This is a genomic window from Streptomyces sp. NPDC001678, assembly GCF_042892945.1.
Classification (GTDB): Bacteria; Actinomycetota; Actinomycetes; order Streptomycetales; family Streptomycetaceae; genus Streptomyces.
The window spans coordinates 363886-388371 of record NZ_JBIAUP010000005.1 but is presented as its reverse complement, the minus strand read 5'-3'; the positions used below and the strand labels follow the sequence as shown (position 1 = coordinate 388371).

Annotated in this window: 19 protein-coding genes; 6 read left to right on the top strand and 13 right to left on the bottom strand. The window is 73.4% G+C overall.

The features are described from left to right. Positions 1-52: 52 nt before the first annotated feature. Both ACFYZR_RS13605 and ACFYZR_RS13600 read left to right on the top strand, forming a co-directional pair. The gene (locus tag ACFYZR_RS13605; protein WP_391909812.1) at positions 53-2431 is read left to right on the top strand and encodes a chitinase C-terminal domain-containing protein; all 2379 of its coding nucleotides are present in this window, start codon (positions 53-55) and stop codon (positions 2429-2431) included. Between the two features lie 45 nt (positions 2432-2476). Further along, on the top strand, positions 2477-3697 hold the full coding sequence (locus tag ACFYZR_RS13600; protein ID WP_391909431.1) for an MFS transporter: 1221 nt from the start codon (positions 2477-2479) through the stop codon (positions 3695-3697). A 159-nt stretch (positions 3698-3856) separates the two neighbouring features. On the opposite strand, the gene ACFYZR_RS13595 is transcribed toward ACFYZR_RS13600, so the two are convergent. Next, positions 3857-4510 carry a hypothetical protein gene (locus ACFYZR_RS13595; protein WP_391909428.1) on the bottom strand — a complete coding sequence of 218 codons (654 nt, stop codon included), beginning with the start codon at positions 4508-4510 and terminating at the stop codon, positions 3857-3859. Between the two features lie 234 nt (positions 4511-4744). Between ACFYZR_RS13595 and ACFYZR_RS13590 the strand changes: the two genes are divergently transcribed. Continuing rightward, complete coding sequence (locus ACFYZR_RS13590) at positions 4745-6163, top strand: uracil-xanthine permease family protein (protein WP_391909425.1); 1419 nt, start codon at positions 4745-4747, stop codon at positions 6161-6163. Between the two features lie 112 nt (positions 6164-6275). Then, a complete protein-coding gene (locus ACFYZR_RS13585; protein WP_391909423.1) occupies positions 6276-6968 on the top strand; it encodes a DUF5995 family protein in 693 nt (230 codons plus the stop codon). Between the two features lie 64 nt (positions 6969-7032). On the opposite strand, the gene ACFYZR_RS13580 is transcribed toward ACFYZR_RS13585, so the two are convergent. From ACFYZR_RS13580 to ACFYZR_RS13570, 3 genes are all read right to left on the bottom strand, one after another. Then, on the bottom strand, positions 7033-8754 hold the full coding sequence (locus ACFYZR_RS13580; protein WP_391909420.1) for a flavin monoamine oxidase family protein: 1722 nt from the start codon (positions 8752-8754) through the stop codon (positions 7033-7035). A 60-nt stretch (positions 8755-8814) separates the two neighbouring features. After that, positions 8815-9615: a carbon-nitrogen hydrolase family protein gene (locus ACFYZR_RS13575; RefSeq protein WP_391909418.1), complete on the bottom strand. Its 801-nt coding sequence runs from the start codon at positions 9613-9615 to the stop codon at positions 8815-8817. A 194-nt stretch (positions 9616-9809) separates the two neighbouring features. Next, positions 9810-10301, bottom strand: a complete 492-nt coding sequence (locus tag ACFYZR_RS13570; protein ID WP_391909414.1) for a MarR family winged helix-turn-helix transcriptional regulator — start codon at positions 10299-10301, stop codon at positions 9810-9812. 52 nt (positions 10302-10353) lie between these two features. Here ACFYZR_RS13570 and ACFYZR_RS13565 point away from each other — a divergent pair, with 52 nt between their 5' ends. Then, entirely contained in the window at positions 10354-11493 is a 1140-nt protein-coding gene (locus ACFYZR_RS13565) for a hypothetical protein (RefSeq protein WP_391909411.1), read from the top strand. Between the two features lie 33 nt (positions 11494-11526). Here ACFYZR_RS13565 and ACFYZR_RS13560 read toward each other — a convergent pair whose 3' ends face one another. From ACFYZR_RS13560 to fmt, 8 genes are all read right to left on the bottom strand, one after another. After that, on the bottom strand, positions 11527-11982 hold the full coding sequence (locus ACFYZR_RS13560; RefSeq protein ID WP_126913291.1) for an Lrp/AsnC family transcriptional regulator: 456 nt from the start codon (positions 11980-11982) through the stop codon (positions 11527-11529). Between the two features lie 96 nt (positions 11983-12078). After that, entirely contained in the window at positions 12079-12645 is a 567-nt protein-coding gene (locus ACFYZR_RS13555) for a GNAT family N-acetyltransferase (RefSeq protein WP_391909408.1), read from the bottom strand. Between the two features lie 124 nt (positions 12646-12769). Further along, positions 12770-14449 carry an amino acid permease gene (locus ACFYZR_RS13550; protein ID WP_391909406.1) on the bottom strand — a complete coding sequence of 560 codons (1680 nt, stop codon included), beginning with the start codon at positions 14447-14449 and terminating at the stop codon, positions 12770-12772. A gap of 348 nt (positions 14450-14797) precedes the next feature. Then, positions 14798-16252: a GuaB1 family IMP dehydrogenase-related protein gene (locus ACFYZR_RS13545; RefSeq protein WP_391909403.1), complete on the bottom strand. Its 1455-nt coding sequence runs from the start codon at positions 16250-16252 to the stop codon at positions 14798-14800. 187 nt (positions 16253-16439) lie between these two features. Beyond that, positions 16440-17429, bottom strand: coding sequence for a sugar-binding transcriptional regulator (locus tag ACFYZR_RS13540; protein WP_391909400.1), 990 nt, complete (start codon positions 17427-17429; stop codon positions 16440-16442). Between the two features lie 219 nt (positions 17430-17648). Further along, the gene (gene rpe, locus ACFYZR_RS13535; protein ID WP_311610445.1) at positions 17649-18335 is read right to left on the bottom strand and encodes a ribulose-phosphate 3-epimerase; all 687 of its coding nucleotides are present in this window, start codon (positions 18333-18335) and stop codon (positions 17649-17651) included. A gap of 378 nt (positions 18336-18713) precedes the next feature. Next, on the bottom strand, positions 18714-20150 hold the full coding sequence (locus tag ACFYZR_RS13530; RefSeq protein WP_391909396.1) for an RsmB/NOP family class I SAM-dependent RNA methyltransferase: 1437 nt from the start codon (positions 20148-20150) through the stop codon (positions 18714-18716). A gap of 116 nt (positions 20151-20266) precedes the next feature. After that, positions 20267-21199: a methionyl-tRNA formyltransferase gene (gene fmt, locus ACFYZR_RS13525; RefSeq protein ID WP_391909393.1), complete on the bottom strand. Its 933-nt coding sequence runs from the start codon at positions 21197-21199 to the stop codon at positions 20267-20269. Between the two features lie 234 nt (positions 21200-21433). Here fmt and ACFYZR_RS13520 point away from each other — a divergent pair, with 234 nt between their 5' ends. Continuing rightward, the gene (locus tag ACFYZR_RS13520; RefSeq protein WP_391909390.1) at positions 21434-21937 is read left to right on the top strand and encodes a hypothetical protein; all 504 of its coding nucleotides are present in this window, start codon (positions 21434-21436) and stop codon (positions 21935-21937) included. Between the two features lie 353 nt (positions 21938-22290). Here the strand turns inward: ACFYZR_RS13520 and ACFYZR_RS13515 are convergent, their stop codons facing one another. Continuing rightward, positions 22291-24441 carry a primosomal protein N' gene (locus ACFYZR_RS13515; protein ID WP_391909387.1) on the bottom strand — a complete coding sequence of 717 codons (2151 nt, stop codon included), beginning with the start codon at positions 24439-24441 and terminating at the stop codon, positions 22291-22293. Positions 24442-24486: the final 45 nt, after the last annotated feature.

The window sequence follows — 24486 nt, the reverse complement described above, 5'->3', positions numbered from 1 at the left end:
ACGCACCGCGCTCGCAAGAGCCCCCACTGTGAGGAACACGCTCGTGTTGTCCCTGAAGAGACCAACCGGACCCCGCGTCCGAAGGACCGCCGCCCTCGCGTCGGCGGGCACCGCGCTGGCCGGGCTGCTCGTCGGCACCCTCTCGGCCACCGCCTCGCACGCCCAGGACCAGTCCGCCTGTCGCCCCGACGGCCTCTACGCCACCCCGGGCGTCGACGTCCCCTACTGTTCGGTCTACGACACCGCCGGCCGGGAGAAGATGGGCGCCGACCACCAGCGCCGCGTCATCGGCTACTTCACCGGCTGGCGCACCGGCAAGGACGGCACCCCCGCCTATCTGGCCCCCGACATCCCCTGGGACAAGGTCACCCACCTCAATTACGCCTTCGCGCACGTCGGGCAGGACGACAAGATATCCATCGGCGCGGACGGCCCGGACAATCCCGCGACCGGGATGACCTGGCCCGGAACGGCCGGCGCGGAAATGGACCCGGCCCTCCCCTACAAGGGCCACTTCAACCTGCTCAACAAATTCAAGAAACAGCACCCGGACGTGAAGACCCTCATCTCCGTGGGCGGCTGGGCCGAGACCGGCGGATACATCGACGAGAACGGCAAGCGCGTCGATTCCGGCGGCTTCTACAAGACGGCCACGAACGCCGACGGCTCGGTCAACCAGACGGGCATCGACACCTTCGCGGACTCCGCCGTCGCGTTCGTCAAGAAGTACGGGTTCAACGGCGTCGACATCGACTACGAGTACCCGACCTCCATGAAGGACGCCGGGAACCCCAAGGACTGGGCGCTCGCCAACGCCCGGCGCGGCGGGCTCAACAAGGGCTACACCGCACTCCTGAAGACCCTCCGCGAAAAGCTCGACCGGGCGGGCGCCGCCGACGGCAGGCATTACCTCCTCTCCGTCGCCGCGCCCTCCTCCGGATACCTCCTGCGCGGCATGGAGACCTACCAGGCCACGAAGTACCTGGACTACGTCAACGTCATGTCGTACGACCTCCACGGCGCCTGGAACGAATTCGTCGGCCCGAACGCCGCGCTGTACGACGACGGAAAGGACGCCGAACTCGCCAAGTGGGGCGTCTACACCACCGCCCAGTACGGCGGCATCGGCTACCTCAACGGCGACTGGGCCTACCACTACTTCCGCGGCGCCCTGCCGCCCGGCCGGGTCAACCTCGGCCTGCCGTACTACACCCGCGGCTGGAAGAACGTCACCGGCGGCACCGACGGCCTGTGGGGCCAGGCGAAGACGACCGCCTGCCCGGCCGGTTCGGGCCTGACGACCTGCGGCGACGGCGCCGTCGGCATCGACAACCTCTGGCACGACCTGGACGACGACGGCAAGGAGTCCCCGGCCGGCTCCAACCCCATGTGGCACGCCAAGAACCTGGAGAAGGGCGTCGCCGGGGACTACCTCACCCGCTACGGCTTCCCCGCCGGCACCAAGCTCACCGGCACCTACGCCCGCCGCTACGACGCCACGCTCACCGCGCCCTGGCTGTGGAACGCCGACAAGAAGGTCTTCCTCTCCACCGAGGACGAGCAGTCGGTCAAGGCCAAGGCCCAGTACGTCGTGGACAAGGGCCTCGGCGGCACCATGATCTGGGAACTCGCCGGCGACTACGGCTGGAACGCCGCCAAGGGCCAGTACGAGCCCGGCACCACGCTCACCTCGGCGATGTACGACGCCTTCAAGTCCGCCCCCGCCTACGGCGCCCGGCGCGCGACCACCGACCTGCCCACCCAGGCCCTCGACATCGACGTCAGCCTCACCGACTTCCCCCTCGGCGACTCCAACTACCCCATCAGCCCCAAGCTGCGCATCACCAACAACAGCAGGACCACCGTCCCCGGCGGCTCCGAGTTCCAGTTCGACTACGGCAACTCGGCTCCGGGCAACGCCAAGGACCAGTCCGGCTGGGGCCTGAAGGTCGTCCGCGGCGACCACACGGCGGCGAACAACATCGGCGGCCTCAAGGGCGACTACAACCGGGTCTCCCTCAAGCTGCCCTCCTGGCAGTCGCTCGCCCCGGGCGCCACGGCCGTCGTCGACTTCGTCTACTACCTCCCGGCCGCCACCCCGTCCAACTGGACGGTGACCCTCGGCGGGACGACGTACGCGCTGGCCGGCGACCTGGCCCGGGGGACGACCGTGGTCGACCCCGGCGGCGCCACCCCGACCCCCACCGGCACCCCGACGGCGACCCCGACCGCCACCCCTACCGGCACGCCCACCGCCACCCCGACCGGCGGCGCCTGCGCCACCCCCGCCTGGGACGCGGCGACCGCCTACAACGGCGGCGCCACCGTCTCCTGGAAGTCCCACAACTGGAAGGCCAAGTGGTGGACCAAGGGCGAGGAGCCCGGGACCACCGGCGAATGGGGCGTATGGCAGGACCTCGGCACCTGCTGATGCACTGAGGGCCGTGAAGACGGGCCGATGCCGAGGAGGGGTCGTATGGACGGCAGCACGGGACACGTGGAACACGACGGTCCCCCGGCGGCGGTACGCCGGGCCCGCGTGGCGATGGCGGCGGTCTTCGCCGTGCACGGCGCGGTCACCGGCAACTTCGCCACCCGCGTGCCCTGGTTCCAGGACCACCTCGGCATCGGCGCCGGCCGGCTCGGGCTGGCGCTCGCCCTGCCCGCCGTCGGCGCCTCGCTCGCGATGCCGCTCGCGGGGCGGATAAGTCACCGCTACGGCTCACGGACCGCGCTGCGCGCCCTGCTCGCCCTGTGGTGCGCCTCGCTGGTCCCGCCCGCCCTCGCCCCCGGGATGATCACGTTCTGCGCGGCGCTGGCGGTGTACGGGGCCACGTCCGGGATGGCGGACGTGGCCATGAACGCCCTGGGCGTGCGCACCGAGGAGCATCTGGGCCGCTCGATCATGTCCGGGCTGCACGGGATGTGGAGCGCCGGGGCGCTCGCCGGTTCGGCGGCGGGCACGTTCGCCGCGCACGCCGGTACGGACGCCCGGGTCCATCTCGGGCTGGCGGCCGGCGTCCTGGTCCCGCTGGGCGCGGTCGTGTGCCACTGGGCGCTGGATCTGCGCGCCGAGCCGGAGGAGCATCCTCCGCCGCGGTTCTCGACTCCGCCGCGGTCGGCGCTGGCCATCGGGGCGGTGGGGTTCTGCGCCGTCTTCGCGGAGGGCGCGAGCCTGGACTGGTCGGCGGTCTATCTGCGGGACGTCGTCGGTTCCGGCGCCGGGGTCGCGGCGGGCTGCACCACGGCCTTCGCCTGCACGATGGCGGCGGCCCGGCTGGCGGGCGACGCGGCGGTGCGGCGCTTCGGGCCGGTGCGCACCGTAAGGGCCGGGGGCGTGCTGGCGACGGCCGGCGGGGTGCTGGTGGTCGCCGGGGGGTCGGCGGTGCCGGTCATCGCCGGGTTCGGCCTGCTGGGGCTGGGCATCGCGGTCGTCGTGCCGCTGGCCTTCGCGGCGGCGGGGCGCAGCGGGCCCGAGCCCAGTCAGGCGATAGCGGGCGTGGCCACCATCACCTACACCTCGGGGCTGGTGGCGCCTGCCGTGATCGGGCAGATCGCGAACGCCAGCTCGCTCACGGTGTCCTTCGCCCTGGTGACGGCGGGGGCCGCGGGGCTGGTGGCGGGCGCGGGCGTGCTGCGCGCCCCGGCCCGCGCGGCGGCGGCCGGCCGGGCCGCCCCGGCCGTCGAGCGCCGCTGAGCGCTCCGCTGGATGTCCGGTACGTCATCCGCTGGTGCGTCGTGGCTGGTCGCCGTCGGGCCGGTGGCACCGCACGCCGCCGCGGGCCGTGCGCCGTACCCCGGAGGGTGCGGCGACGGCCCGCGGTGGAGGGGGACTGTTCAGGCGCGAGGGGTCAGATCACCAGCCGCCGTGGCCGCCGCCGTGGCCGCCCCAGCCGCGGTTGCAGTCCTCGCCGCCGCCCCAGCGCTCGTGGTGGCCCCACTTGCCGCCACCGCAGTCCTCTTCCCAGCCGCCGCGGCCACCCCAGCGGCCGCCTTCCTCGCCCCAGCCGCCGCGGCCACCCCAGCGGCCGCCGCCGCAGTCCTCGTCCCAGCCGCCTCCGCCCCAGCGGTTGTGGCCGCCGCCCCAGCCGCGGTTGTGGTGCTTCCAGCCGCCGAGCCAGATGCCGCCCCAGTCCCACCAGTTGTTGTGGTGGGTCCAGACGTGCCGGTAGATGTGGTGGTGGACGTGGTGGTCGCAGTCGTCGTGGTGACGGCCGCGGTCGCAGTCCCGGTCACGACCCCGGTCGCGGTCACGGTCGCGGTCACGGTCGCGGCCGTTGTCGCGGTCGCGGCCCTTGTCACGGTCGCGGCCCTTGTCGCGGTCGCGTCCCTTGTCACGGTCGCCACGGCCGTGGTCCCGGCCGCGGTCGCAGTCGTGGTCGTCGTCCCAGCCCTTGACCTGGTTGCCGGACGCGATCTGCGGCGCGGCCTGAGCGACCCCGGCGACCGGAACGACGGTTGCGGCGGCGATGATCGCGGCGGCCGCGGTGCGGCCGACGTGCTTGCGCATGTGTGTCTCCTGAATTGCAGGAAATCGGACACCGAGACGCATACCTCGCATCAACCGATAAACATCCGGCGGTCGTGGCCATACAGCCCTACGAGGTGTTTATTGCGCCGATCGCAGCAACACCCCAGGCGGGGCGCCGCCCTCCCGGCACCGGGCTCCGGGCGCGCGGGAGCACCCGCCGGGCCCGCTTAGCATGGTCCGGATCAGCACAACGCGAACATTTTGGGAGCAGTCATGGGCCTGGGCGTCCGCTGGACCCTGCACGGGGACGGGCGCACCCCCGCCCCCGGCGCCGTCGTCAGACCGGATGAGCGGCTCTCGTGGCCGAGGACCGCGGGGCTGGGCGCCCAGCACGTGGTGGCAATGTTTGGCGCATCTTTTGTAGCACCCGTATTGATGGGTCTCGACCCGAATCTCGCGATCATGATGTCGGGCATCGCCACGATGCTCTTCCTGCTGGTGACCCGCGGCCGGGTGCCCAGCTATCTGGGGTGCAGCCTCTCCTTCGTCGGCGTCGCGGCGATCATCCGGGCCCAGGGCGGCGACAGCTCGGCGGTCACCGGCGCGATCCTCGTGGTCGGCGTGGTGCTGTTCCTGGCCGGCCTGCTGGTGCGGCGGTTCGGCGCGCGGATCATCCACGCGGCGATGCCGCCGGTGGTCACCGGCGCCGTGGTCATGCTGATCGGCTTCAACCTGGCGCCGGTCACGGCGCGGACGTACTGGCCGCAGGACCAGTGGACGGCGCTGTTCACCATGCTCTTCACCGGGCTGGCGGTGGTGTGCCTGCGGGGCTTCTGGTCCCGGGTCGCGATCTTCCTCGGTCTGCTCTTCGGCTATGCCCTGTCGTGGGTGTCCGACCGGGTCTTCGGCAAGATCCACTCGGTCAACGGCGGCGCCGAGGCCGTCGACCACTGGCGGCTGGACCTGTCGGGGGTGGCCAAGGCGGACTGGGTCGGCCTGCCCTCGCTGCACGGGCCGAGCTTCGGCTGGTCGGCGGCGCTGGTGGCGCTGCCGGTGGTCATCGCGCTGATCGCGGAGAACGCCGGGCACGTCAAGGCCGTCGGCGAGATGACCGGCGACCGGCTGGACGACCAGCTGGGCCCCGCGATCGCGGCGGACGGCGCGGCGACGGTGCTCTCCACGGCGGTCGGCGGACCGGCCAACACCACGTACTCCGAGAACATCGGCGTGATGGCCGCCACCCGTGTCTACTCCACGGCCGCCTACTGGGCCGCGGCCGTCTTCGCCCTGCTCTTCGGCGTCTGCCCGAAGTTCGGGGCCGTCGTCGCGGCGATCCCGGGCGGCGTGCTCGGCGGCATCACCGTGATCCTGTACGGCATGATCGGCCTGCTGGGCGCGCAGATCTGGGTCCACAACAAGGTCGACCTGCGCAATCCGCTGAACCTGGTGCCGGTGGCCGCGGGCGTCATCATCGGCATTGGCGGCGTCTCCCTGAAGTTCGGCAAGAACTTCGAACTGGGCGGCATCGCGCTCGGCACGATCGTGGTGCTGTCCGGCTATCACGTCCTGCGGGCCCTGGCCCCGGCGCACCTCAAGGCGCAGGAGCCGCTGCTGGACGAGGGCACGAGCAGCTACGACCCGGTCGAGGGCGGCGCCGGCGACGGCGAGGCCCCGGCGCGCGGCGGGGCGTGACCGCACCCGGTGCGCCGCCGCCGGCTCCCGGCGCGGCGCCCCGGTTCACCCGTTCTGGTTAACTGTCGGACCAGTCCGCCTACGCTCCGCGTTCGCCTGTCACTCTGTGTGCATGACGATGACGCGGGCACAGCCGGCGGTGCCCGCCGGCATCGAGGGGGTTCTGGCGCGGATGCGGGAGCTGGAGGCCGCGCTGCCGCCGGGTGACGGGGTGGCCGTCTTCAACCGGGTGTATCTGACCGTCACCGAGGAGGTCGGCCGCCGGGCGGCTACGGGGGGCTTCGGGGACCGCACCGCCATGACGGAGCTGGACGTGCGCTTCGCCGAGCGCTATCTGCGCGCAGTCGACCAGGCCGCGCGGGGGCGACGGCAGCCCGCCTGCTGGCGGCCGCTGTTCCAGCTGCGCGGCCATCCGGCCGTCCGGCCGCTGCAATTCGCGCTGGCGGGGATCAACGCCCACATCGGCCACGACCTGGCGCTGGCGCTCGTCGACACCTGCCGGGCGCTGGGGGCCGAGCCGCACGCCCTGCAGGGGGACTTCCACCGGATCGGCGAGACCCTCGTCGCCCTGGAGGAGCGGATCCGCGAGGAGCTGATGCCGGGCCCGGACGTGCTCGACGTCGCCGACCCCCTGACCCATCTGGTCGGCTCCTGGACCCTGGAGGCCGCGCGGAACGCGGCCTGGGCCTCGTTCCGCGCGCTGTGGGCGATACGCGATCTGCCCGAGCTGGCCGAGGAGTTCACCGACCGCGTCGACGCCGGCGTGGGCTTGGTCGGCCGCTGTCTCCTCACCCCGCTGGGCTGACGCGCGCCCGCCCACCCCGTACGAACGGGCGGGCGCGCGTCAGCGGCCGCGGCGGTGGAGCGGCTCAGTCCTCCGGCAGCTCGACGGGCGCGATCTCGTCGAAGACGTCGCCCGGGCCGGGGTTGGTGGCGTCCGTGCCGCCGCCGAACTGGTGCATGACGCCCCACACGGCGTTCAGCGCGGTCTGGACGGCGCCCTCGGCCCAGCCGGCCGTCCAGGAGATGTCGTCGCCCGCGAGGAAGATACCGCGCTTGTCCTCGGGGAGGCGCTCCTGCATGAAGTGGGTGTACAGCCGTCGCTGGTAGCGGTAGTGACCCGGCAGGTTGGCCTTGAACGCGCCCATGAAGTAGGGCTCGTTCTCCCAGGAGATCGTCACCGGGTTGCCGGTGATGTGCTTGCGGATGTCGACCTTCGGATAGATCTCGCCGAGCGACTTGAGCATGACCTCCAGACGCTCGTTCGCCGACAGCGGCAGCCACTTGAGGCTGTCGTCGCACCAGGTGTAGGAGAGGCAGATGACGGCGGGCTTGTCCGGGCCGTTGTCCAGCAGGTAGGTGCCGCGGGTCATCCGGTCGGTGAGCGTCATCGACATGACGTCCCGGCCGGTCGCGTTGCCCTCGTCGTCGACGGCCTTGTCCAGCCAGAACGGCCGGTCCACGGGCACGAAGAGCTTGGAGGACTCCATGTAGTGGGTGCGCTCGATCGCCGTCCAGTGGTCGATCGGGAAGAGCGAGTCATCGCACGCGATCTTGGAGAGCAGCATCCAGGACTGCGCCGTGAAGATGGCCGCCCGGTAGGTGCGGATGTCGCCGGTCGCGTCGGTCACCGTGATGCGGTTGCCCGCCGTGCGGTGCAGCCGGGTGACGGCCGGGCGGGGGTCGCCGCCGTGCAGCGAGGACAGCGAGGTGCCCTGCGCCCAGTGGACGATCTTCTCCGGCTCGCGCTCCCACAGCCGCAGCGGAAGCTGCTGGCTGCCGCCGACGATGCCGCGGTGGTGGTCGTCCGCCTCGGTGTAGACGACGCGCAGGATCTCCAGGATGGAGTTGGGGAAGTCGGTGTCCCAGCCGCCGGTGCCGAAGCCGACCTGGCCGAAGATCTCCCGGTGCCGGAAGGACTTGAAGGCCTCGGACTCGCAGAGGAAGCCGTAGAAGGTCTGGTCGTCGAGCTTCTCGACGAGCTTCGCCCAGATCTCGCGGATGCGCGGCACGTCGCGCTCGCGCATGGCGCGGTTCATGTCGGAGAAGTCGGCGCCCTCCTCCAGACAGGCGTTCCACGCGGTGGCGACGTCACGGTAGACCTGCGGCAGGTCGTCGATCGTCTCGGCGTAGTGCGACTCGCCCTTGAGGTCGACGACGGTCGAGGGGGTGTCGGGCGCCAGCGGGTTGGGGAACGGCTTGGTCTCCAGGCCCACCAGGTCGATGTAGTGCTGGAAGGCCGTGGAGGACGGCGGGAAGCGCATCGCGCCCATCTCGGCGGTCAGCTCGTCGTCGCAGCCCTCGAAGCCGACGGTACGCAGCCGGCCGCCGATCTGGTCGGCCTCGTAGACGACGGGCTTGAGGCCCATCTTCATCAGCTCGTACGCCGCGACGATGCCCGACAGACCGCCGCCGATGACGGCGACCTCGGTGCCGTGCTCGGTGGCCGGGATCTGGCCGAGGCCCGCCGGGTGGGCGAGGAAGTCGTCGTACGCGAAGGGGAAGTCCGGGCCGAACATGGTGATCGGCGGCTCGACGGGCTGGACCTGCTCGTGCTCGTCGTGGGCGGCGGGGGGCACCGTGGACGTCATCGGCTGGACTCTCCTACTGGCAGGGGGTGTTGAGGGGGAGCGCGGGGCGGGTGCCGCGGGTCAGGTGAGCGAGGTGTAGAGCGCCGGGCGGCGGTCGTCGAGATAGGGGTTCTCGGCGCGTGACGCCCGGAGCAGCTCCGGGTCGACGTCGGCGACGACCAGGTCCTCGCCGGCGCCGGCCCGGGCCCGTACGGTCCCGTCCGGGGCGGCCAGACAGGACAGCCCCGCGAAGGTGAAGTCGCCTTCCACGCCACAGCGGTTGGCGTAGGCGATGTAGAGCTGGCTCTCCCACGCGCGGGCCGGGAGGATCGTCTGGGGGACGATCTCGTACGGCCGCATCAGCGCGGTGGGGACGAGCAGCAGCTCGGTGCCGGCCAGGGCGTGCGCCCGGACGGTCTCGGGGAACTCGACGTCGTAGCAGATCAGGAGCCCGATCCGGACGCCGTCGAGCTCGGCCTGGACGACGAGGTCCCGGCCGGGGGTGAAGCTGGTGGTCTCGTACTCGCCGAAGAGATGGGTCTTGCGGTAGTTCGCGAGCCGGGCCCCGTCGGGGCCGATCAGCTGGACGGAGTTGAAGATCTCCGCGCCGTCGCGCTCGGGGTAGCCGTAGCCGATGGCCAGGCCGTGCTCGGCGGCGATCCGGGCGACGGCCTGTGCGCCGGGGCCGTCGGCGGGCTCGGCGAGACCGGCGACGGCCGTACCGAGGGCGTACCCGGTCAGGAACAGCTCGTCGGTGAGCAGCAGCCGGGCGCCGGCGGCGGTGGCCCGGCGCGCGGCGTCGTCCAGGGCGGCGATGCTGTCGGCGGTCGAGGCGGGAACGCCGCTGGGGCCTTGGCAGAGCGCGATGCGCAGCGGCGTCATGCGTCGTCCTCTTCAGCAGTCGAGCAGGTCAGTTCAAACGCTCGTACGTTTAAACGACTCGACGGTAAGGTTTCGGCTCTTGGCCGGACAAGGCACGGACGTTGCGCGACGACGGTGGATTCGTTGCGTGTTTTCGCCTGGTAGCGGCGAATCGTTGCGTCGGACCCCCGGTCTCAAGGGCCGGACAGCGGAAGTCAGCCCTGGACCTCCCGCACCCACGCCGCCAGCCCGGCCACGAAGCCCGCCCGCTCCTCCCGCGTCAGCCCGTCCAGTGCCCGCAGCAGCGGCTCGCCCCGCCGTGCGATGAAGGTCTCCAGCAGGGGCCGGTACTCCTCCGACAGGGAGACGAGCACCCGGCGGCGGTTCGCCGGGTCCTCCGACCGCTCCACGATCCCCGCCCGGCTCAGCGCCCCGACCAGCTCGCTGGCGGTCGGCAGGGAGACGTGCAGCCGCCCGGCGATCTGGCCGACAGTGAGCGGCACCCCCGCCAGCAGGTGCGGCAGCACGGCGCCGTGCCGCGCCGTGAGCCCGTGCTGCTCCATGGCCTCGCCCAGCGCCGGCGGCATCTGCTCGCGGACCCTCACCTTGCGGAAGAAGGGCTCCAACAGGGGGACGAGGGCGATGACTTCGACCTCTTCGGCGGTCGGGGTGCGGGGCGGTGTCCCGGTTCTGATCGCGTGCGGCATACTTCGATTGTAGATGCTTTGGAACTCCGAACCATTGGGATATCCGAAAGGTATGGGTGGCCGAATCATGCCGTCGATCAGCTACAGCGATGCCCTCAACGACGCCCTGGAGCGCATGAAGGATCTGGGGTACGAACGCGGCCAGGGCGTCGACCTGGCCAATCACGGCCCGATGGGGGCCGAGGCACTGGCCCTCCTCGGGCACGAGGACGAGGTCTCCCGGTGGGTGGAGCGCTACCGCCGCGCCATGGAGCACCACGAGCCGCCCGCCGCACGCTTCCCCCTGGACCCCGCCGACGAATCCTCCTGGCGCCCCGCGCTCGGGGCGTTCGACCGGGCCGGCGACTGGGAGGCCCTCTTCACCCGCGAACTCGCCGGGGCGCACTGGCGCGAGGTGCTCGTCCGCTGGTGGCCGCGGCTGCTCCCCGGCCTCTTCGCCGGGCTGACCCACGGCCTCATCCGCACCGCGCACGCCGTGCGCGGCCTGTACGCCGCCGAGCGGCCCACCCCGCTCCAGCTGGACGAGCTCGCCCGGGGGCTGGCCTACTGGGCCGCCCGCTTCACCGAGCTCCCCGGCCGCCCGCGCCTGACCGGGACGTACGGCCTGGCCGGCGCGATCGCCGCGCTCCCCCGCGTCCCGCACGACGGGCCGCTGACCCCGGAGGTCCCCCGGCAGCGCCTCGCGCGGCTCGCCGAACTCCCCGGCTACGGCGAGGCGTTGGAGTCGCTCGCGCCGGACGGCGCGGACCGGCTGCTGAGCGAGATGACCCTGCGGTTCGCCGACGTCTACCTCGCCCACCCCGAGGTCTTCCCCGTCCCGCTGATCCACGGGGTGACCGCGCCCGCGGCCGCCCGGCTGGTCCTCCCCCACCTGCCGCCGGAGCTGCACGAGCCGACGCTGGCCGCCCTCTGGCAGGTCCACACGACCTTCCTGCTGGCGTTCACGACCGACCGGCGCGCCGAGGGCACCGACGCCTGGCGGGCGGAGGCGCAGGCGGCGCCCGCGCTGCCCGAGCTGGCCGCGCGGGCGGTGGAGCACGGCGACGAGCACGTCATCAAGTTCACCGAGGCCTGCCTGCGCGAACACGCCCTGCGGCCCGACCCCCGCTACCCGGCGGCCGCCTTCGCCGCCCAGCGGCGCGTCAGCAGGCTCGACGCCGGTGGCGCGATCGGTGTCGCCGGCCGCCGGTGACCCGCCGTACGCGGACCGGGCCGGCCGGAACGGTCAGGACGGGGCGCCGGAGCTGAAGCGGCGCAGCAGCGGCGAGAGGACCAGCACGGACTTGGTGCGCTCCACGAAGGGCTCGCCCGCGATGCGCTCCAGGACCCGCTCGAAGTGGCGCATGTCCGAGGCGAAGATCTGCACGATGGCGTCGGCCTCACCGGTGACGGTGGAGGCCGACGCCACCTCCGGGTAGCGCGAGAGGCCGCGGTGGATCGCCTCGGGCGAGGTGTTGCGACGGCAGTAGAGCTCGATGAACCCCTCGGTCTCCCAGCCGAGCGCCGCCGGGTCCACGCGTACGGTGAAGCCGGTGATGGCGCCCTCGGCGCGCAGCCGGTCCACCCGCCGTTTCACGGCGGGCGCGGACAGGCCGATCTCCGCTCCGATGTCGGCGTAGGAGCGCCTGGCGTCCTCGGCCAGGGCATGCACGATGCGTTCGTCGAGCTCGTTCAATCGCACGGCGGGTGGATCACTTTTCTCCGGGTCATGGCTACTGCTACCTGCAGTAGATCACGTGCCCGGCCCCGCTCCCGACCCGTGCGCGGCCCGGGCGGCTCATCTGCCCAGGGTGCCGACCATGGCGGAGGGCCCGGGGAAGTCCTCGACCAGGGCGTCCATCAGGACTTCGTCGACGCGCTGGCCCATCCAGTGGCCGGATTTGCGGAAGCGGCCGGTCGGCCGGAACCCGGCCTTCGCGAAGGCGGTGATCCCGGCCCGGTTGGGTTCCAGGACCTTCAGCCACACGGTGTGGAGCCCGCCCAGGTGGAAGGACCAGTCCAGGGTCAGCCGGGTGGCCTCCTCGGCGAAGCGCCGGCCGCGGTGGGCCGGGGCGATCAGGATGGAGAACTCGGCCCGTCGCTCACGGGCGTCGACCCGTAGCGAGGCGAGGCCGATGGGCTGCTTGTCCTTGAGCCGGACGATCTCGAAGCACGGATGGTCGCGGTCGTCGAGAGCGCGGTCCCACTCCTCGGCCCGGGCCTCCCACGTCTGCGGGAAGCCGCTGCCGCGGCCCAGGACGCTGCCGGGGTCGGTCTCCCATCTGTGGTACTCGGTCAGCATCTCGTCACGGGGCATGCCCAGGGCGAGGCGGTCGCCGGTCAGCAGGAGGTGGGGGCTGCTCATCGGATGTGATCCCTTCCGTGCCCCGGACGGCCGGGCCGGGGCCGTCGACATACCCGAAAACGGCTGCCGGGCTCGCGCGGAGCGGACCCGGCAGCCAGGGATCATAGGGCGGCGCGGAGGAAGATCACTTCCGGTTGGAGGGCTTCCGGGACCTCGCGGAGGGCTTCGCCGCCGGCTTCGCGCCCTTGGCGGGGGCCTTGGCAGGGGCCTGGGCAGTCTTCGCCGCCGCCTTCGGAGCCGCCTCGGGCGCCTCCTGGGCCGCCTCGGTCACGTCCGCCACCGGCTCACCGGCGGCCTCCCGGGCCAGCCGCGAGCTGCGCATGCCGTAGGCGAAGTAGACCACCAGGCCGACGACCATCCAGCTGCCGAAGACCTCCCAGGTCACCACGTCCAGGCTGGTCATCATGTAGACGCACAGGGCGCAGCCGATGGCGGGGAAGACGGGCGCCAGCGGCACCGTGGTGTCACCGAAGGGGATCCGCACACCCGAAAGCGGTACCCGGAAGCTGCGCTTCATGGTGGGGCGGGTGAATCGCAGCACGATGACGGCGACGTTGACCAGCGCGAAGGCGAAGAGCGTACCGATGCTGGTGGCGTCGGCGAGCTGGCCGAGCGGCACGGCGGCGGCCAGGACACCGCAGAAGAGCGAGACGATCACGGTGTTGGCGACCGGGACGCCCTTCTTGCTGACCTTGGCGAAGGACTTGGGGACCAGTCCGTCGCGGGACATCGCGAAGAGGATGCGGGTCTGGCCGTAGAGGACGGTCAGCACGACGCTGGCGATGGCGATGACGGCACCGGCGGCCAGGAGGACGGCCCAGAAGCTCTGGCCCGTGACGTCCTTCATGATCCCGGCCAGCGCGGCCTCGGAACCCTCGAACTTCTTCCACGGCAGGGCGCCGACGGCGACGGCCGCGACCAGGACGTAGAGGGCCGTGACGATCAGCAGCGAGAGCATGATCGCCTTGGGCAGGTCCTTCTTGGGGTCCTTCGCCTCCTCGCCGGCCGTCGACGCGGCGTCGAAGCCGATGTACGAGAAGAACAGGCTGGCGCCCGCGGCGCTGACGCCGCCGAGGCCGAGCGGCATGAAGGGGGCGTAGTTGCCGGCGCGGATGCCGGTGAAGGCCACGGCGCAGAAGAGCAGCAGGGCCACGATCTTCACGCCCACCATGATGGCGTTGGCGCGGGCGCTCTCCTTGGCCCCGCCCAGCAGGAAGGCCATGCACAGGAGCACGACGAGCAGGGCCGGCAGGTTGAAGACGCCGCCGTCCACACCGGGCGGGTTGGCCATCCACGTCGGGATGGTGACGCCGGTGGTGCCCTCGAGGAGCTCGTTGAGGTACTGGCCCCAGCCGACGGCGACGGCCGCGACGGAGACGCCGTACTCCAGGATCAGGCACCAGCCGCAGATCCAGGCGACGGCCTCGCCCATGGTGGCGTAGGCGTAGGAGTACGAGGAGCCGGAGACCGGGATGGTGCCGGCGAGCTCGGCGTAGGACAGGGCCGAGAAGAGCGCGGTGAGACCGGCGATCACAAAGGAGATCACCACGGCGGGGCCGGCCTTGGGCACGGCCGTGCCCAGCACCACGAAGATGCCGGTGCCCAGCGTGGCGCCGATGCTGATCATCGTCAGCTGCCACATGCCGAGCGAACGGCGCAGCGTGCCGCCCTCGCCCTGGCCGCCCTCGGCGACCAGGCGCTCGACGGGCTTGCGGCGCATCAGGCGGGCACCGAAGCCGGCGGTCGGCAGCGGGGCTCGCTTGGCGTCGGCGGTCACGGCCGTCGATGCGCCTTTGTCCAACACTGGGGTCGATCCCACAGGGGTCGCTCCGTTCAATGATTCCCGGTCGGGGGGTGCCGGTCGGGAGCGGCGGCACGGCGACCCCGGGGCGCGCGCCGGCATGGCAGAGCAAACCCGTAGCGAGGGGGTACCGCCGAGCAAGCGGTATCCGCCACTCCACGTTCTGCGCAGACCTTACGAGGTGAGGGCCCGCGCTCGTAATGCACCATTCTTGCGTATGCCCGTTCGATCATTGCGTCGGGGTGCTTTTAGCAGTGAATCATTGCGCACGGTGTTATGAATCGGTACAGGGGTAGCAAAAAAGGGGCGCGACCCGGCGAACCGGATCGCGCCCCTTCAGGGCGGTGCGGGCTACTGCCAGCTGGCGTGCAGCGGCTTGCCCTCGGCGTAGCCGGCGGCGCTCTGGACGCCGACGACGGCCCGCTCGGCGAACTCCTCCAGGGAGCCCGCGCCCGCGTAGGTGCAGGAGGAACGGACACCCGCGATGATCGAGTCGATCAGGTCCTCGACGCCCGGGCGGGCCGGGTCGAGGAACATCCGGGAGGTGGAGATGCCCTCCTCGAACAGACCCTTGCGGGCCCGGTCGTAGGCGGACTCCTCGGAGGTGCGGTTGCGCACGGCACGGGCCGACGCCATGCCGAAGCTCTCCTTGTACAGCCGGCCGTCGGCGGTCTGCTGGAGGTCGCCCGGGGACTCGTACGTCCCGGCGAACCAGGAGCCGATCATGACGTTGGAGGCGCCGGCGGCCAGCGCCATGGCCACGTCGCGCGGGTGACGGACGCCACCGTCGGCCCAGACGTGCTTGCCGTACTTCTTGGCCTCGGCGGCGCACTCCAGCACCGCGGAGAACTGCGGGCGGCCCACGCCGGTCATCATGCGGGTGGTGCACATGGCACCCGGGCCCACACCGACCTTGATGATGTCCGCGCCGGCCTCGATGAGGTCGCGCACGCCCTCGGCGGCGACGATGTTGCCCGCGACGATCGGGACCCGCGGGTCGAGCGACCGGACGGCCTTGACCGCGGAGATCATGCCCTCCTGGTGGCCGTGCGCGGTATCCACGACGATGGTGTCGGCACCGGCGTCCAGCAGGGCCTTGGCCTTGCCGGCCACGTCGCCGTTGATGCCCACGGCGGCGGCGACGCGCAGCTTGCCCTCACCGTCGACGGCCGGGGTGTACAGCGTCGCGCGCAGGGCGCCCTTGCGGGTCAGGATGCCGACGAGCCTGCCGTCCTTGTCGACGGCCGGGGCCAGCTTGCGGTGCGCGGCGTCCAGCTGGTTGAAGGCCTCGCGCGGGTCGATGTCGGCGTCGAGGAGCAGCAGCTCCTTGGACATGACCTCGGAGAGCTGGGTGAAGCGGTCCACACCGGTCAGGTCGTGCTCGGTGACGACACCGACGGGGCGGTGGTCCGCGTCGACGACGACACCGGCGCCGTGGGCCCGCTTCGGCAGCAGGGACAGCGCGTCGGCGACGGTCTGGGTGGGGGCCAGCACGATCGGGGTGTCGAGCACGTGGTGACGGCCCTTGACCCAGGAGATGACCTCGGTGACGACCTCGATCGGAATGTCCTGGGGAATGACGACGAGGCCACCGCGGCGGGCGACCGTCTCCGCCATGCGGCGGCCGGCGATCGCGGTCATGTTCGCGACCACGAGCGGAATGGTGGTGCCGGTCCCGTCGGGCGAGGAGAGGTCCACACCCTGGCGGGAGCCGACCGCGGAGCGGCTCGGCACCATGAACACATCGTCGTACGTCAGGTCGTACGGCGGCTTCTGGTCATTGAGGAAACGCACGTGCTGATACATCCCAGTCGTTCGAGGTGACCCCCGACAAGGCATGCCGAGGGAAAAGCACGTACTTCATTCTCCCATGCCGACGGGGGCGCCGTGCCAGTCCCGAACCTCCAGGGCTGTCCGGGAGGGCCTTGGTCGATCCTCCAACCCCCGCCGGTGACCTGCGCGGATACCGGAAAACCGGGCCGCGCGGCCGTCTTCAGGCCCCGTCGGGGTCGGCGCGGTCCAGGGCCGGACGGGGACCCGGGCCCGTCTCGTGGAGGAGGTAGTCGGCGGCGGCGGTGTCCGTGACCAGGCTGGTGACCAGACCGGAGCGGAGCACCGCGCCGATCGCCGCCGCCTTGCGCAGCCCGCCGGCGATCGCGACGACCTCCGGTATGCGGCGCAGCCGGTCGGCCTCGACGGTGATGCAGCGCTCGCCCAGGTCCCGGCCGATGCGGCGGCCCTCGGCGTCGAAGAGGTGGGCGGACATCTCCGCGGTCGCGCCGAGGGAGGCGTAGTGCTCGCGCTCCTCCTCGGTGAGCATGTCGTAGACCGTGGAGACGCCCGACTCCCAGGAGCCGATGGACACGGCGGCGACGGTGACCCGGTCGAAGTACTCGAAGGCCCGGGCGATGCCCGTCTGGCCGCGCAGGGCGGCGGCGGTGGCCGTGTCCGGCAGCAGCATCGGGGCGTAGATCGGGTGGGCCTCGCCGCCGGCGACCTGGGCGGCCCGGCGGACGGCCTCCACCGAACCGCGCTCGGCGGTGCCCGCGTCGTAGACACCGGTGAGCTGGACCACCGTGCAGGGGGGCAGCCGGTGGAGGGCGGCGGCCATGTGGATGGTGGAGCGGCCCCAGGCGAGGCCGAGCACATCGCCCTCGTGGACCAGCTCGCCGAGCAGGCCGGCCGCGACCTCGCCGAGGTTCTCCGGGTCGGCGGCGTCGTCGGCGGCATCGGCCGGCGACTCCACGACGACCGCGTGGCGCAGGCCGTAGCGGGCGCGCAGCGCGTCGGAGCGCTCCGCGTCCAGCTCGGCAGGCACCCGGATCTCGATCCGCACCAGATCGCGCTCGAGCGCCGTCTCCAGCACCCGGGCCACCTTGAAGCGGCTCACGCCGAACTCCTCGGCGATCTGGATCTTCGACTTGCCCTCGAGGTAGAAACGGCGGGCCATCGCCGCCGCCTGCACCAGCTCGGCGGGCCCCATAGGCGTGGCTGAACGGCCGCCCGTCGACACCGCGGTCTCCTCACTACTGTGGTCAAGCTTGCTGCTACCGCGTGGGTAGCTACTGGTGTGTATGTAGCTGTTTCTGCTGAAGCTGTCCCGCTGTGACGCGTGGACCCGATGTCATCCTGTCAGATTCGACGGTCCGCGATCAGACCTCGACCTCGGCCCTCAGCAATTCGGGCGAGCGGCACGGCCCGCTCAGTGCGCGCAGGCCCAGGGCGCGCCGAGGGTGGCCTGCTCCGCCTGGGCGCGCAGGGCCCGTACGGCTTCCGCCGGGTCGTCCATACCGTAGACGGCGGAGCCGGCCACGAACACGTCCGCGCCCGCCTCCGCGCACCGCTCGATGGTGGCGGCCGAGACGCCGCCGTCCACCTGGAGCCAGATGGGGAGGTTGTGGCGCGAGATCAGCTCACGGGTGCGGCGGATCTTGGGCAGCATGATGTCGAGGAACGACTGGCCGCCGAAGCCCGGCTCGACGGTCATGATCAGCAGCATGTCGAGCTCGGGGAGCAGGTCCTCGAAGGGCTCGATGGGCGTGGCGGGCTTGAGCGCCATCGACGCCCGGGCCCCCAGCCGCCGGATCTCCCGCGCGAGCCGTACGGGCGCGTGGGCCGCCTCCGCGTGGAAGGTCACCGAGCCGGCGCCCACCTCCGCGTACTGCGGGGCCCAGCGGTCGGGGTCCGCGATCATCAGATGGCAGTCCAGCGGCGTGTCGGTCGCCTTCAGCAGCGACTCGACGACGGGAACGCCGAGCGTCAGATTGGGGACGAAGTGATTGTCCATCACATCGACGTGGAGCCAGTCGGCGCCCCGCACGGCCTGCGCCTCGTCGGCGAGCCGGGCGAAATCCGCGGAGAGGATGCTGGGGTTGATCTGCACTGCCATGCCCCAAGCCTGCCATGCCGCGGGGGTTGTCTTTGACACGGGGCCGTGCCGGGCGGATCGGCCCGGGCGCCCGGGTCCCGCCGCGTGCGGCCGGTTCGGCACCGCCGAAACGCGTCGCGTGGGCTGGTCGCCGTCGCGGCGGGAGGAGTCCCCGATCCCGCCCTTTCTCCCCCGGCTACCGCTGGGAGGTGCCCCCGGTTTCCCGGGGCTCCGCCCCGGACCCGGGGGGCCGGGGGCTCGCCCCCGGTTACGGGAAGGGGCGGGACCGGGGCTCCCCTCCCGCCGCAGCGGCGACCGGCCACCGGCCACGTGCCCGGCGGTGCCGGACCGCCCCGGCCGGATGGGCTCACCGCCCCGGAGGGCGCCCCGACCGGCGGGTCAGCCCGTACGGCGCAGCAGCGCCAGATACATGGCGTCCGTGCCATGCAGGTGCGGCCACAGCTGGACGTCCGGCCCCTCGCCCAGTGCCGGAACGCCCCGCATGAAGGGACGGGCGTCGATCCACTCGGCGGGCGGGGCCTCGCCGCCGCGGCCGCGCAGCACGTCGTCGACGACGGCCCGGGTCTCCGCCAGGTGCGGCGAGCAGGTGGCGTAGCCGACGACACCGCCGACGCGCACGGAGCGCAGCGCCTCGCGCAACAGCCCCCGCTGGAGCGGCGCGAAGCCGGCCAGGTCCTCGGGGCGGCGACGCCAGCGGGCCTCGGGACGGCGGCGCAGGGCGCCCAGACCCGAGCAGGGCACATCGACCAGGGCCCGGTCGAAGGACCCCTCGCGCCACGGCGGACGCGTACCGTCCGCGGCGATGACCTCGTACGGGCCGGGGTTGCCGGCCAGGGCGCGGGCGACGAGGCGGGCCCGGTGCGGCTGCTTCTCGGACGCCAGCAGCGCGGCGCCCCGCTGCGCGGCGAGCGCGCCGAGCAGCGCGGCCTTGCCGCCGGGGCCCGCGCAGCCGTCCAGCCAGCGCTCGTCCGGCCCGTCGACGGGGACGTCGGCGAGGGCGAGGGCGATCAGCTGGCTGCCCTCGTCCTGGACGCCCGCGCGTCCCTCCCGGACGGGCTCCAGCGCGCCGGGCTCGCCGCCCTCGGCGAGCCGGACCGCGCAGGGCGACCAGCGGCCGGGCAGGGCGGAGTCCTCGCCGGCGGCCGCGATCAGCTCCTCGGTCGTGGCCCGGCCGGGGCGGGCGACCAGGGTGACCTCGGGGCGCTCGTTGTCCGCCTCCAGCAGGTCCTCGATGCCGTTCCGGCCGCCGCCGAGCGCGTCCCACAGCGCGGAGACGATCCAGCGCGGGTGGGAGTGGACGACGGCGAGGTGCTCCTCGGGGTCGTCCTCGTAGGGCGGGGCGACCTTCTCCAGCCAGCCGTCCAGCTCATGGGCGGCGATCTTGCGCAGGACGGCGTTGACGAACTTGGCCCGCCCGTCGCCGAGCACCACCCGGGCCAGCTCGACGGTGGCCGAGACCGCCGCGTGGGTGGGGATGCGGGTGCCGAGCAGCTGGTGGGCGCCGAGGCTCAGGACGTCCAGCACCGGCGGGTCGACCTCGCGCAGCGGGCGGTCCACGCAGGCGGCGATGATCGCGTCGTAGGTGCCCTGGCGGCGCAGCGTCCCGTAGACGAGCTCGGTGGCGAGGGCGGCGTCACGCGTCTCGAAGCCCTCCTGCTCCCGGGCCTTGCGGAGCAGCGGCGGGAGCACCAGGTTCGCGTACGCGTCCCGCTCGTCGACGGCCCGCAGCGCCTCGAAGGCGAGTATCCGCACCGGGTCCTTCTTGGGCCGGCGATAGGGCTTTGCGGGGCGCTTGCGAGGGGCCTGGTCGTTCACGAAAGGTGCTCCGGAGCTGGGGTGATGAGGAACTCCAGCCTACGCCGGATCACTCCTGGCCCACTCCCGGCCACTCCTGCCCCACCCCGGGCCGCTCCTGGCTCACTCGCCGACGCTCACTCGCCGAGCTTCTCGCCCGGGGCGATGCGCACACCGCGCGCCCAGTCGGCGGCCTGCATCGGCTTCTTGCCCTGCGGCTGGACCCACTGGAGCTGGACGGCGTGGGAGCCGGTGCCCACGTGGACGGAGTTCTTGGCGGCGGCGATGTCGCCGGGCGCCAGGTCCGTACGGGCGGGGTCGAGGGCCACGGACATCACCTTCAGGCGCTCGCCGCGGAAGGTCGTCCAGGCGCCGGGCGCCGGGGCGCAGCCGCGCACCACGCGGTCGGCGCGCAGGGCGGGCGCGGCCCAGTCGATCCGGGCGTCCTCGACGCTGATCTTGGGGGCGAGCGTGATGCCGTCCGCCGGCTGCGGCACGGCCTTGAGGGTGCCGTCCTCGATGCCGTCCATGGTCGCGGCGAGCAGCCCGGAGCCGGCGAAGGCGAGCCGCGTCAGCAGGTCGCCGCTGGTGTCGGTGGGGCGGATGTGCTCGGTCAGCACGCCGTAGACGGGGCCGGAGTCCAGGCCCTCCTCGATCTGGAACGTGGAGGCGCCGGTCATGTCGTCACCGGCGAGGATCGCGTGCTGTACGGGGGCGGCACCGCGCCAGGCGGGCAGCAGCGAGAAGTGGAGATTCACCCACCCGTGGGTGGGGATCTCCAGGGCGGCCTTGGGCAGCAGGGCGCCGTAGGCGACGACGGGGCAGCAGTCCGGGGCGATCTCCCGCAGCCGGGCGAGGAAGTCCTCATCGCGCGGGCGGGCGGGCTTGAGCACCTCGATGCCGGCCTCCTCGGCGCGCTCGGCGACGGGGCTGGCGACCAGCCGGCGGCCGCGCCCGGCGGGCGCGTCGGGCCGGGTGACGACGGCGACGACCTCGTGGCGGTCCGAGGCGATCAGGGCATCGAGGGCGGGTACGGCGACCTCGGGGGTACCGGCGAAGACGAGCCTCATGGGTGGCGGACTACCTCTCTGGTGAGCGGCGTCTCAGTCTAGAGGCGACCTCGGCGCAGGGGGCGTGCGGGCTGACACGCGCCCCATTCCGGCGGATGTACGCCCCCATACCGTGACCCAGCGGCCCGTGGCGCGTTGGGTCAAGAGAGATTGACCGAAACGGGCCGCAACCGCGGCCCGCTTCCGTTCTCCTACCCCAACGTCCCTTTAACCGCCGGTCCGAGAGGCTTGTTCATGCCCGACCACGCAACCCACGACGCCCAGGCACGGGCCAGCCTGCATCTCCTGGTCCGGGACATCGAGAGGGTCCGCCGCCAGGTGGACGCGCTGCGCACCCTCACCGCCCAGCTGGGCAACGTCTACCGGCCGCGCCGCACCGGCCCGTCGGCGGGCTTCGTCGTCTACGGCCGCGCCCCCGCGCCCACCGTCCGGCTGGCGCAGGAGCTGCGGGACAGCGTCGAGACGCTGGTCACGGCGGCCGTGGACTTCGACCGTTCGCTGGGCTTCTCGTGGGACGCGGTGGGTTCGGCGCTCGGCGTCACCAAGCAGGCGGTGCACCGCCGTTACGGCGCGCGGCGCGCGGGCGCGCAGGCCACGGCGGAGGCGGCCGACGCCGTCCGCACGGCGGAGCCCACGCCGGTACCGGTCGTCCCGGCGGCCCGCACGGTCCCGGGCCAGCCGGGCGCCCACCGCGAGGAGCCCCGCGCATCGGCGTTCCCGGGCCCCCGGAACGGCTGATTCCCCCCGGGCCGGGCCCGGGAATCCGGGACGGCCGGCTCCCCGGGGACGTACGGCCCGCGCCCCCAGGGGCACGGGGCGCGCCCTCGTGAACGTCCGGCCCCCGCCCCCAGGGGTCCGGGGCTTCGCCCCGGGAAACTGGGGGCACCTCCCAGCGGTAGCTGGGGGAGAAGGGGCGGGACTGGGGCCCTCTCCCCGCCGCGACGGCGGGCAACCCCCACCAGGGAACCCGGCGGTGCCGAACAGACCGCGAGCGGGGCACCCACCGGGCCGAGGCCGGTCCGGCACCGCCGCCCCCACCACCGTGGCTGATGTCCGCCGCGGCGGAACAAGAGTTGCCCGGCACGGGCCCGTCACCCGATATCCGGCGGATCAACCCGCAACCGCACCGGCTCCCCCTCCCGCCGGGCCAGCCGTATCGCCTGCGCCGTCTTGAGCGCGGCCGCCAGCGCCGCGCCCTGCCCGGGCCGCACCCGGAGCAGGGCACGCTCCCAGTGCTCGCCAGGCGGCGGGTCGCCCGCCCGCCGCGGCCGCCCCGGCGGGGGCGGCGGCAGCGGGACGGGCCCGAGCACCTCCGCCCCCTCCGGCAGCTCCGCCATGGCGATCAGCTCCGCGACGGCGGACGGCGGCCCGGCGACCGCCGCCATCCGCGACACCGGCGGAAAGCCCAGCTCCGCCCGGTCGGCCAGCTCACGCACCGCGTGCCCGGCCGGGTCCCAGCGGACCAGGGCCTGCACCGGCCGCAGCGTCGGGTCGGCCACGACCACGACCGTGCCCCCGGCCTCCTGCCCCCGCACCAGCGCCGCCGCGCCCAGCCAGCGGCGCAGCGCCTCCTCCCCCGCCCGTAGGTCGGGGCGGCCGAGCAGGGCCCAGCCGTCCAGCAGCAGGGCCGCCGCGTAGCCGGCGCCTTCGGCGACGGGCTCGGCCCCCGGTGTGGAGACGACGAGCGCGGGCCGGTCCGGGACGGTGTCCAGGACATGATCGCGCCCGGACGTCCGGACGGGCACGGCCGGGAACGCCCGGCCCAGCTCCTCGGCGGTCCGCCGGGCTCCCACGACCTGGGCACGCAGCCGGAAGCCGCCGCACTCGCCGCAGTGCCAGTCGCGGGCCTCCTGCCCGCACCAGCCGCAGTGCAGCAGGCCGTCGTCCCCGGAGCGCGCCTCCAGCGGCCCGGCGCAGTGCGCGCAGCGGGCGGGCTCGCGGCAGCGCTCGCAGGCCAGCCGGGGCACATAGCCCCGGCGCGGCACCTGGACCAGCACCGGCCCGTGCTTGAGGCCCTCCCGGGCCACCTCCCAGGCCACCGTGGGCAGCCGGGCGGCCCGCGCGGCGGCGTCCCGCGCCTCGTCGGCCTCGCCGACCGTACGGATCCGGGGCGCGGTGCCACGGATCCGGTCGCGGGCCGCGACCAGGGGCAGGGCCCAGCCGGTCTCCACCAGCTGGGCGGCCTCCACCGTGCAGCCGAAACCGCCCAGCAGGAACGCCGCCTTCTCGTGGGCGGCCCTCAGCAGCAGCACCTCACGGGCGTGCGGCTGGGGCGCGTGCGGTTCGCTGTGGCTGGAGTCGCCGTCGTCCCAGACGGCCACGAGGCCGAGGTCCCGTACGGGCGCGAACATCGCGGCGCGGGTGCCGACCACGGCCCGTACCGCGCCCCGGCTGACCGCGAGCCAGCGGCGGTAGCGCTCCTCGGGGCCTATGTCGGCGGTGAGCAGCACATGGTGTCCAGCGCCCAGCAGCTCGCCGAGGGCGGCGTCGACGCGGGCGGCGGTCCGGCCGTCGGGCACGACGATCAGGGCCCCGCGCCCGGAGGCGAGCGCGGCGGCGGCGGCCCGGGCCAGCTCCCCCGGCCAGTGTGGCCCGGGCAGCGCCGTCCACACCGCGCGGGGGGCGTCGCCCCGGGCGATGGCCTGGAGGAAGGCGGGCCCGGTCGGATACCGCGCCCAGCCGCCGGGCTCCGGCACGGGGGGACGCGGCGGCGGCCCGGGCGACGGCTCGGCCTCGATCCGGGCGTGCCGGGGCGGCACGGCCAGCTGCAGCACATCGGCGAGCGAGCCCGCGTACCGGTCGGCGACGGCCCGGCAGAGCCCCAGCAGCGCCGGGCTGAGCACCGGCTCGGGCGACAGCACCTGCGCGAGCGCGGCCAGCGGCCCCTGGTAGTCGGACTCGGCGACCCGCTCCACGATGAACCCGTCGAGCAGCCCGCCCCCCTCCCGGCGCCCGCCCCGTACGTTCCGCGTGCCCGCGCCGAAGCGCACCCGCACCCGCACCCCGGGCCGGGCCTCGGCGTCCAGCTCGGCGGGAACGGCGTAGTCCCACAGCCGGTCGAGGTGGACCGGGCCCTTGTCGACCAGCACCCGGGCGACGGGCAGCTCCTTGGCCACCGCGGCCCCCCGCCACGTCCGCGGCTTGGCCCGCGGCACCTTGGCCTTGCGCACGCTCTCCCGGATCAGCGCGAGCTGCTCCGCCTCGGGACCCTCCCGCTCCGACCGCCCGTTCTCGCTGCTCACAGCCCCAGTCCTACCAGACGCCACTGACAGCGCGGGAGCGGTGCG

Coding starts and splice junctions, on each gene's coding strand:
- ACFYZR_RS13590 (WP_391909425.1), top strand. CDS start 4,745: ATGGGCCTGGGCGTCCGCTGGACCCTGCACGGGGACGGGCGCACCCCC.
- rpe (WP_311610445.1), bottom strand. CDS start 18,335: ATGGCAGTGCAGATCAACCCCAGCATCCTCTCCGCGGATTTCGCCCGG.
- ACFYZR_RS13600 (WP_391909431.1), top strand. CDS start 2,477: ATGGACGGCAGCACGGGACACGTGGAACACGACGGTCCCCCGGCGGCG.
- ACFYZR_RS13565 (WP_391909411.1), top strand. CDS start 10,354: ATGGGTGGCCGAATCATGCCGTCGATCAGCTACAGCGATGCCCTCAAC.
- ACFYZR_RS13585 (WP_391909423.1), top strand. CDS start 6,276: ATGACGATGACGCGGGCACAGCCGGCGGTGCCCGCCGGCATCGAGGGG.
- ACFYZR_RS13570 (WP_391909414.1), bottom strand. CDS start 10,301: ATGCCGCACGCGATCAGAACCGGGACACCGCCCCGCACCCCGACCGCC.
- ACFYZR_RS13580 (WP_391909420.1), bottom strand. CDS start 8,754: ATGACGTCCACGGTGCCCCCCGCCGCCCACGACGAGCACGAGCAGGTC.
- ACFYZR_RS13555 (WP_391909408.1), bottom strand. CDS start 12,645: ATGAGCAGCCCCCACCTCCTGCTGACCGGCGACCGCCTCGCCCTGGGC.
- ACFYZR_RS13595 (WP_391909428.1), bottom strand. CDS start 4,510: ATGCGCAAGCACGTCGGCCGCACCGCGGCCGCCGCGATCATCGCCGCC.
- ACFYZR_RS13545 (WP_391909403.1), bottom strand. CDS start 16,252: ATGTATCAGCACGTGCGTTTCCTCAATGACCAGAAGCCGCCGTACGAC.
- ACFYZR_RS13575 (WP_391909418.1), bottom strand. CDS start 9,615: ATGACGCCGCTGCGCATCGCGCTCTGCCAAGGCCCCAGCGGCGTTCCC.
- ACFYZR_RS13540 (WP_391909400.1), bottom strand. CDS start 17,429: ATGGGGCCCGCCGAGCTGGTGCAGGCGGCGGCGATGGCCCGCCGTTTC.
- fmt (WP_391909393.1), bottom strand. CDS start 21,199: ATGAGGCTCGTCTTCGCCGGTACCCCCGAGGTCGCCGTACCCGCCCTC.
- ACFYZR_RS13520 (WP_391909390.1), top strand. CDS start 21,434: ATGCCCGACCACGCAACCCACGACGCCCAGGCACGGGCCAGCCTGCAT.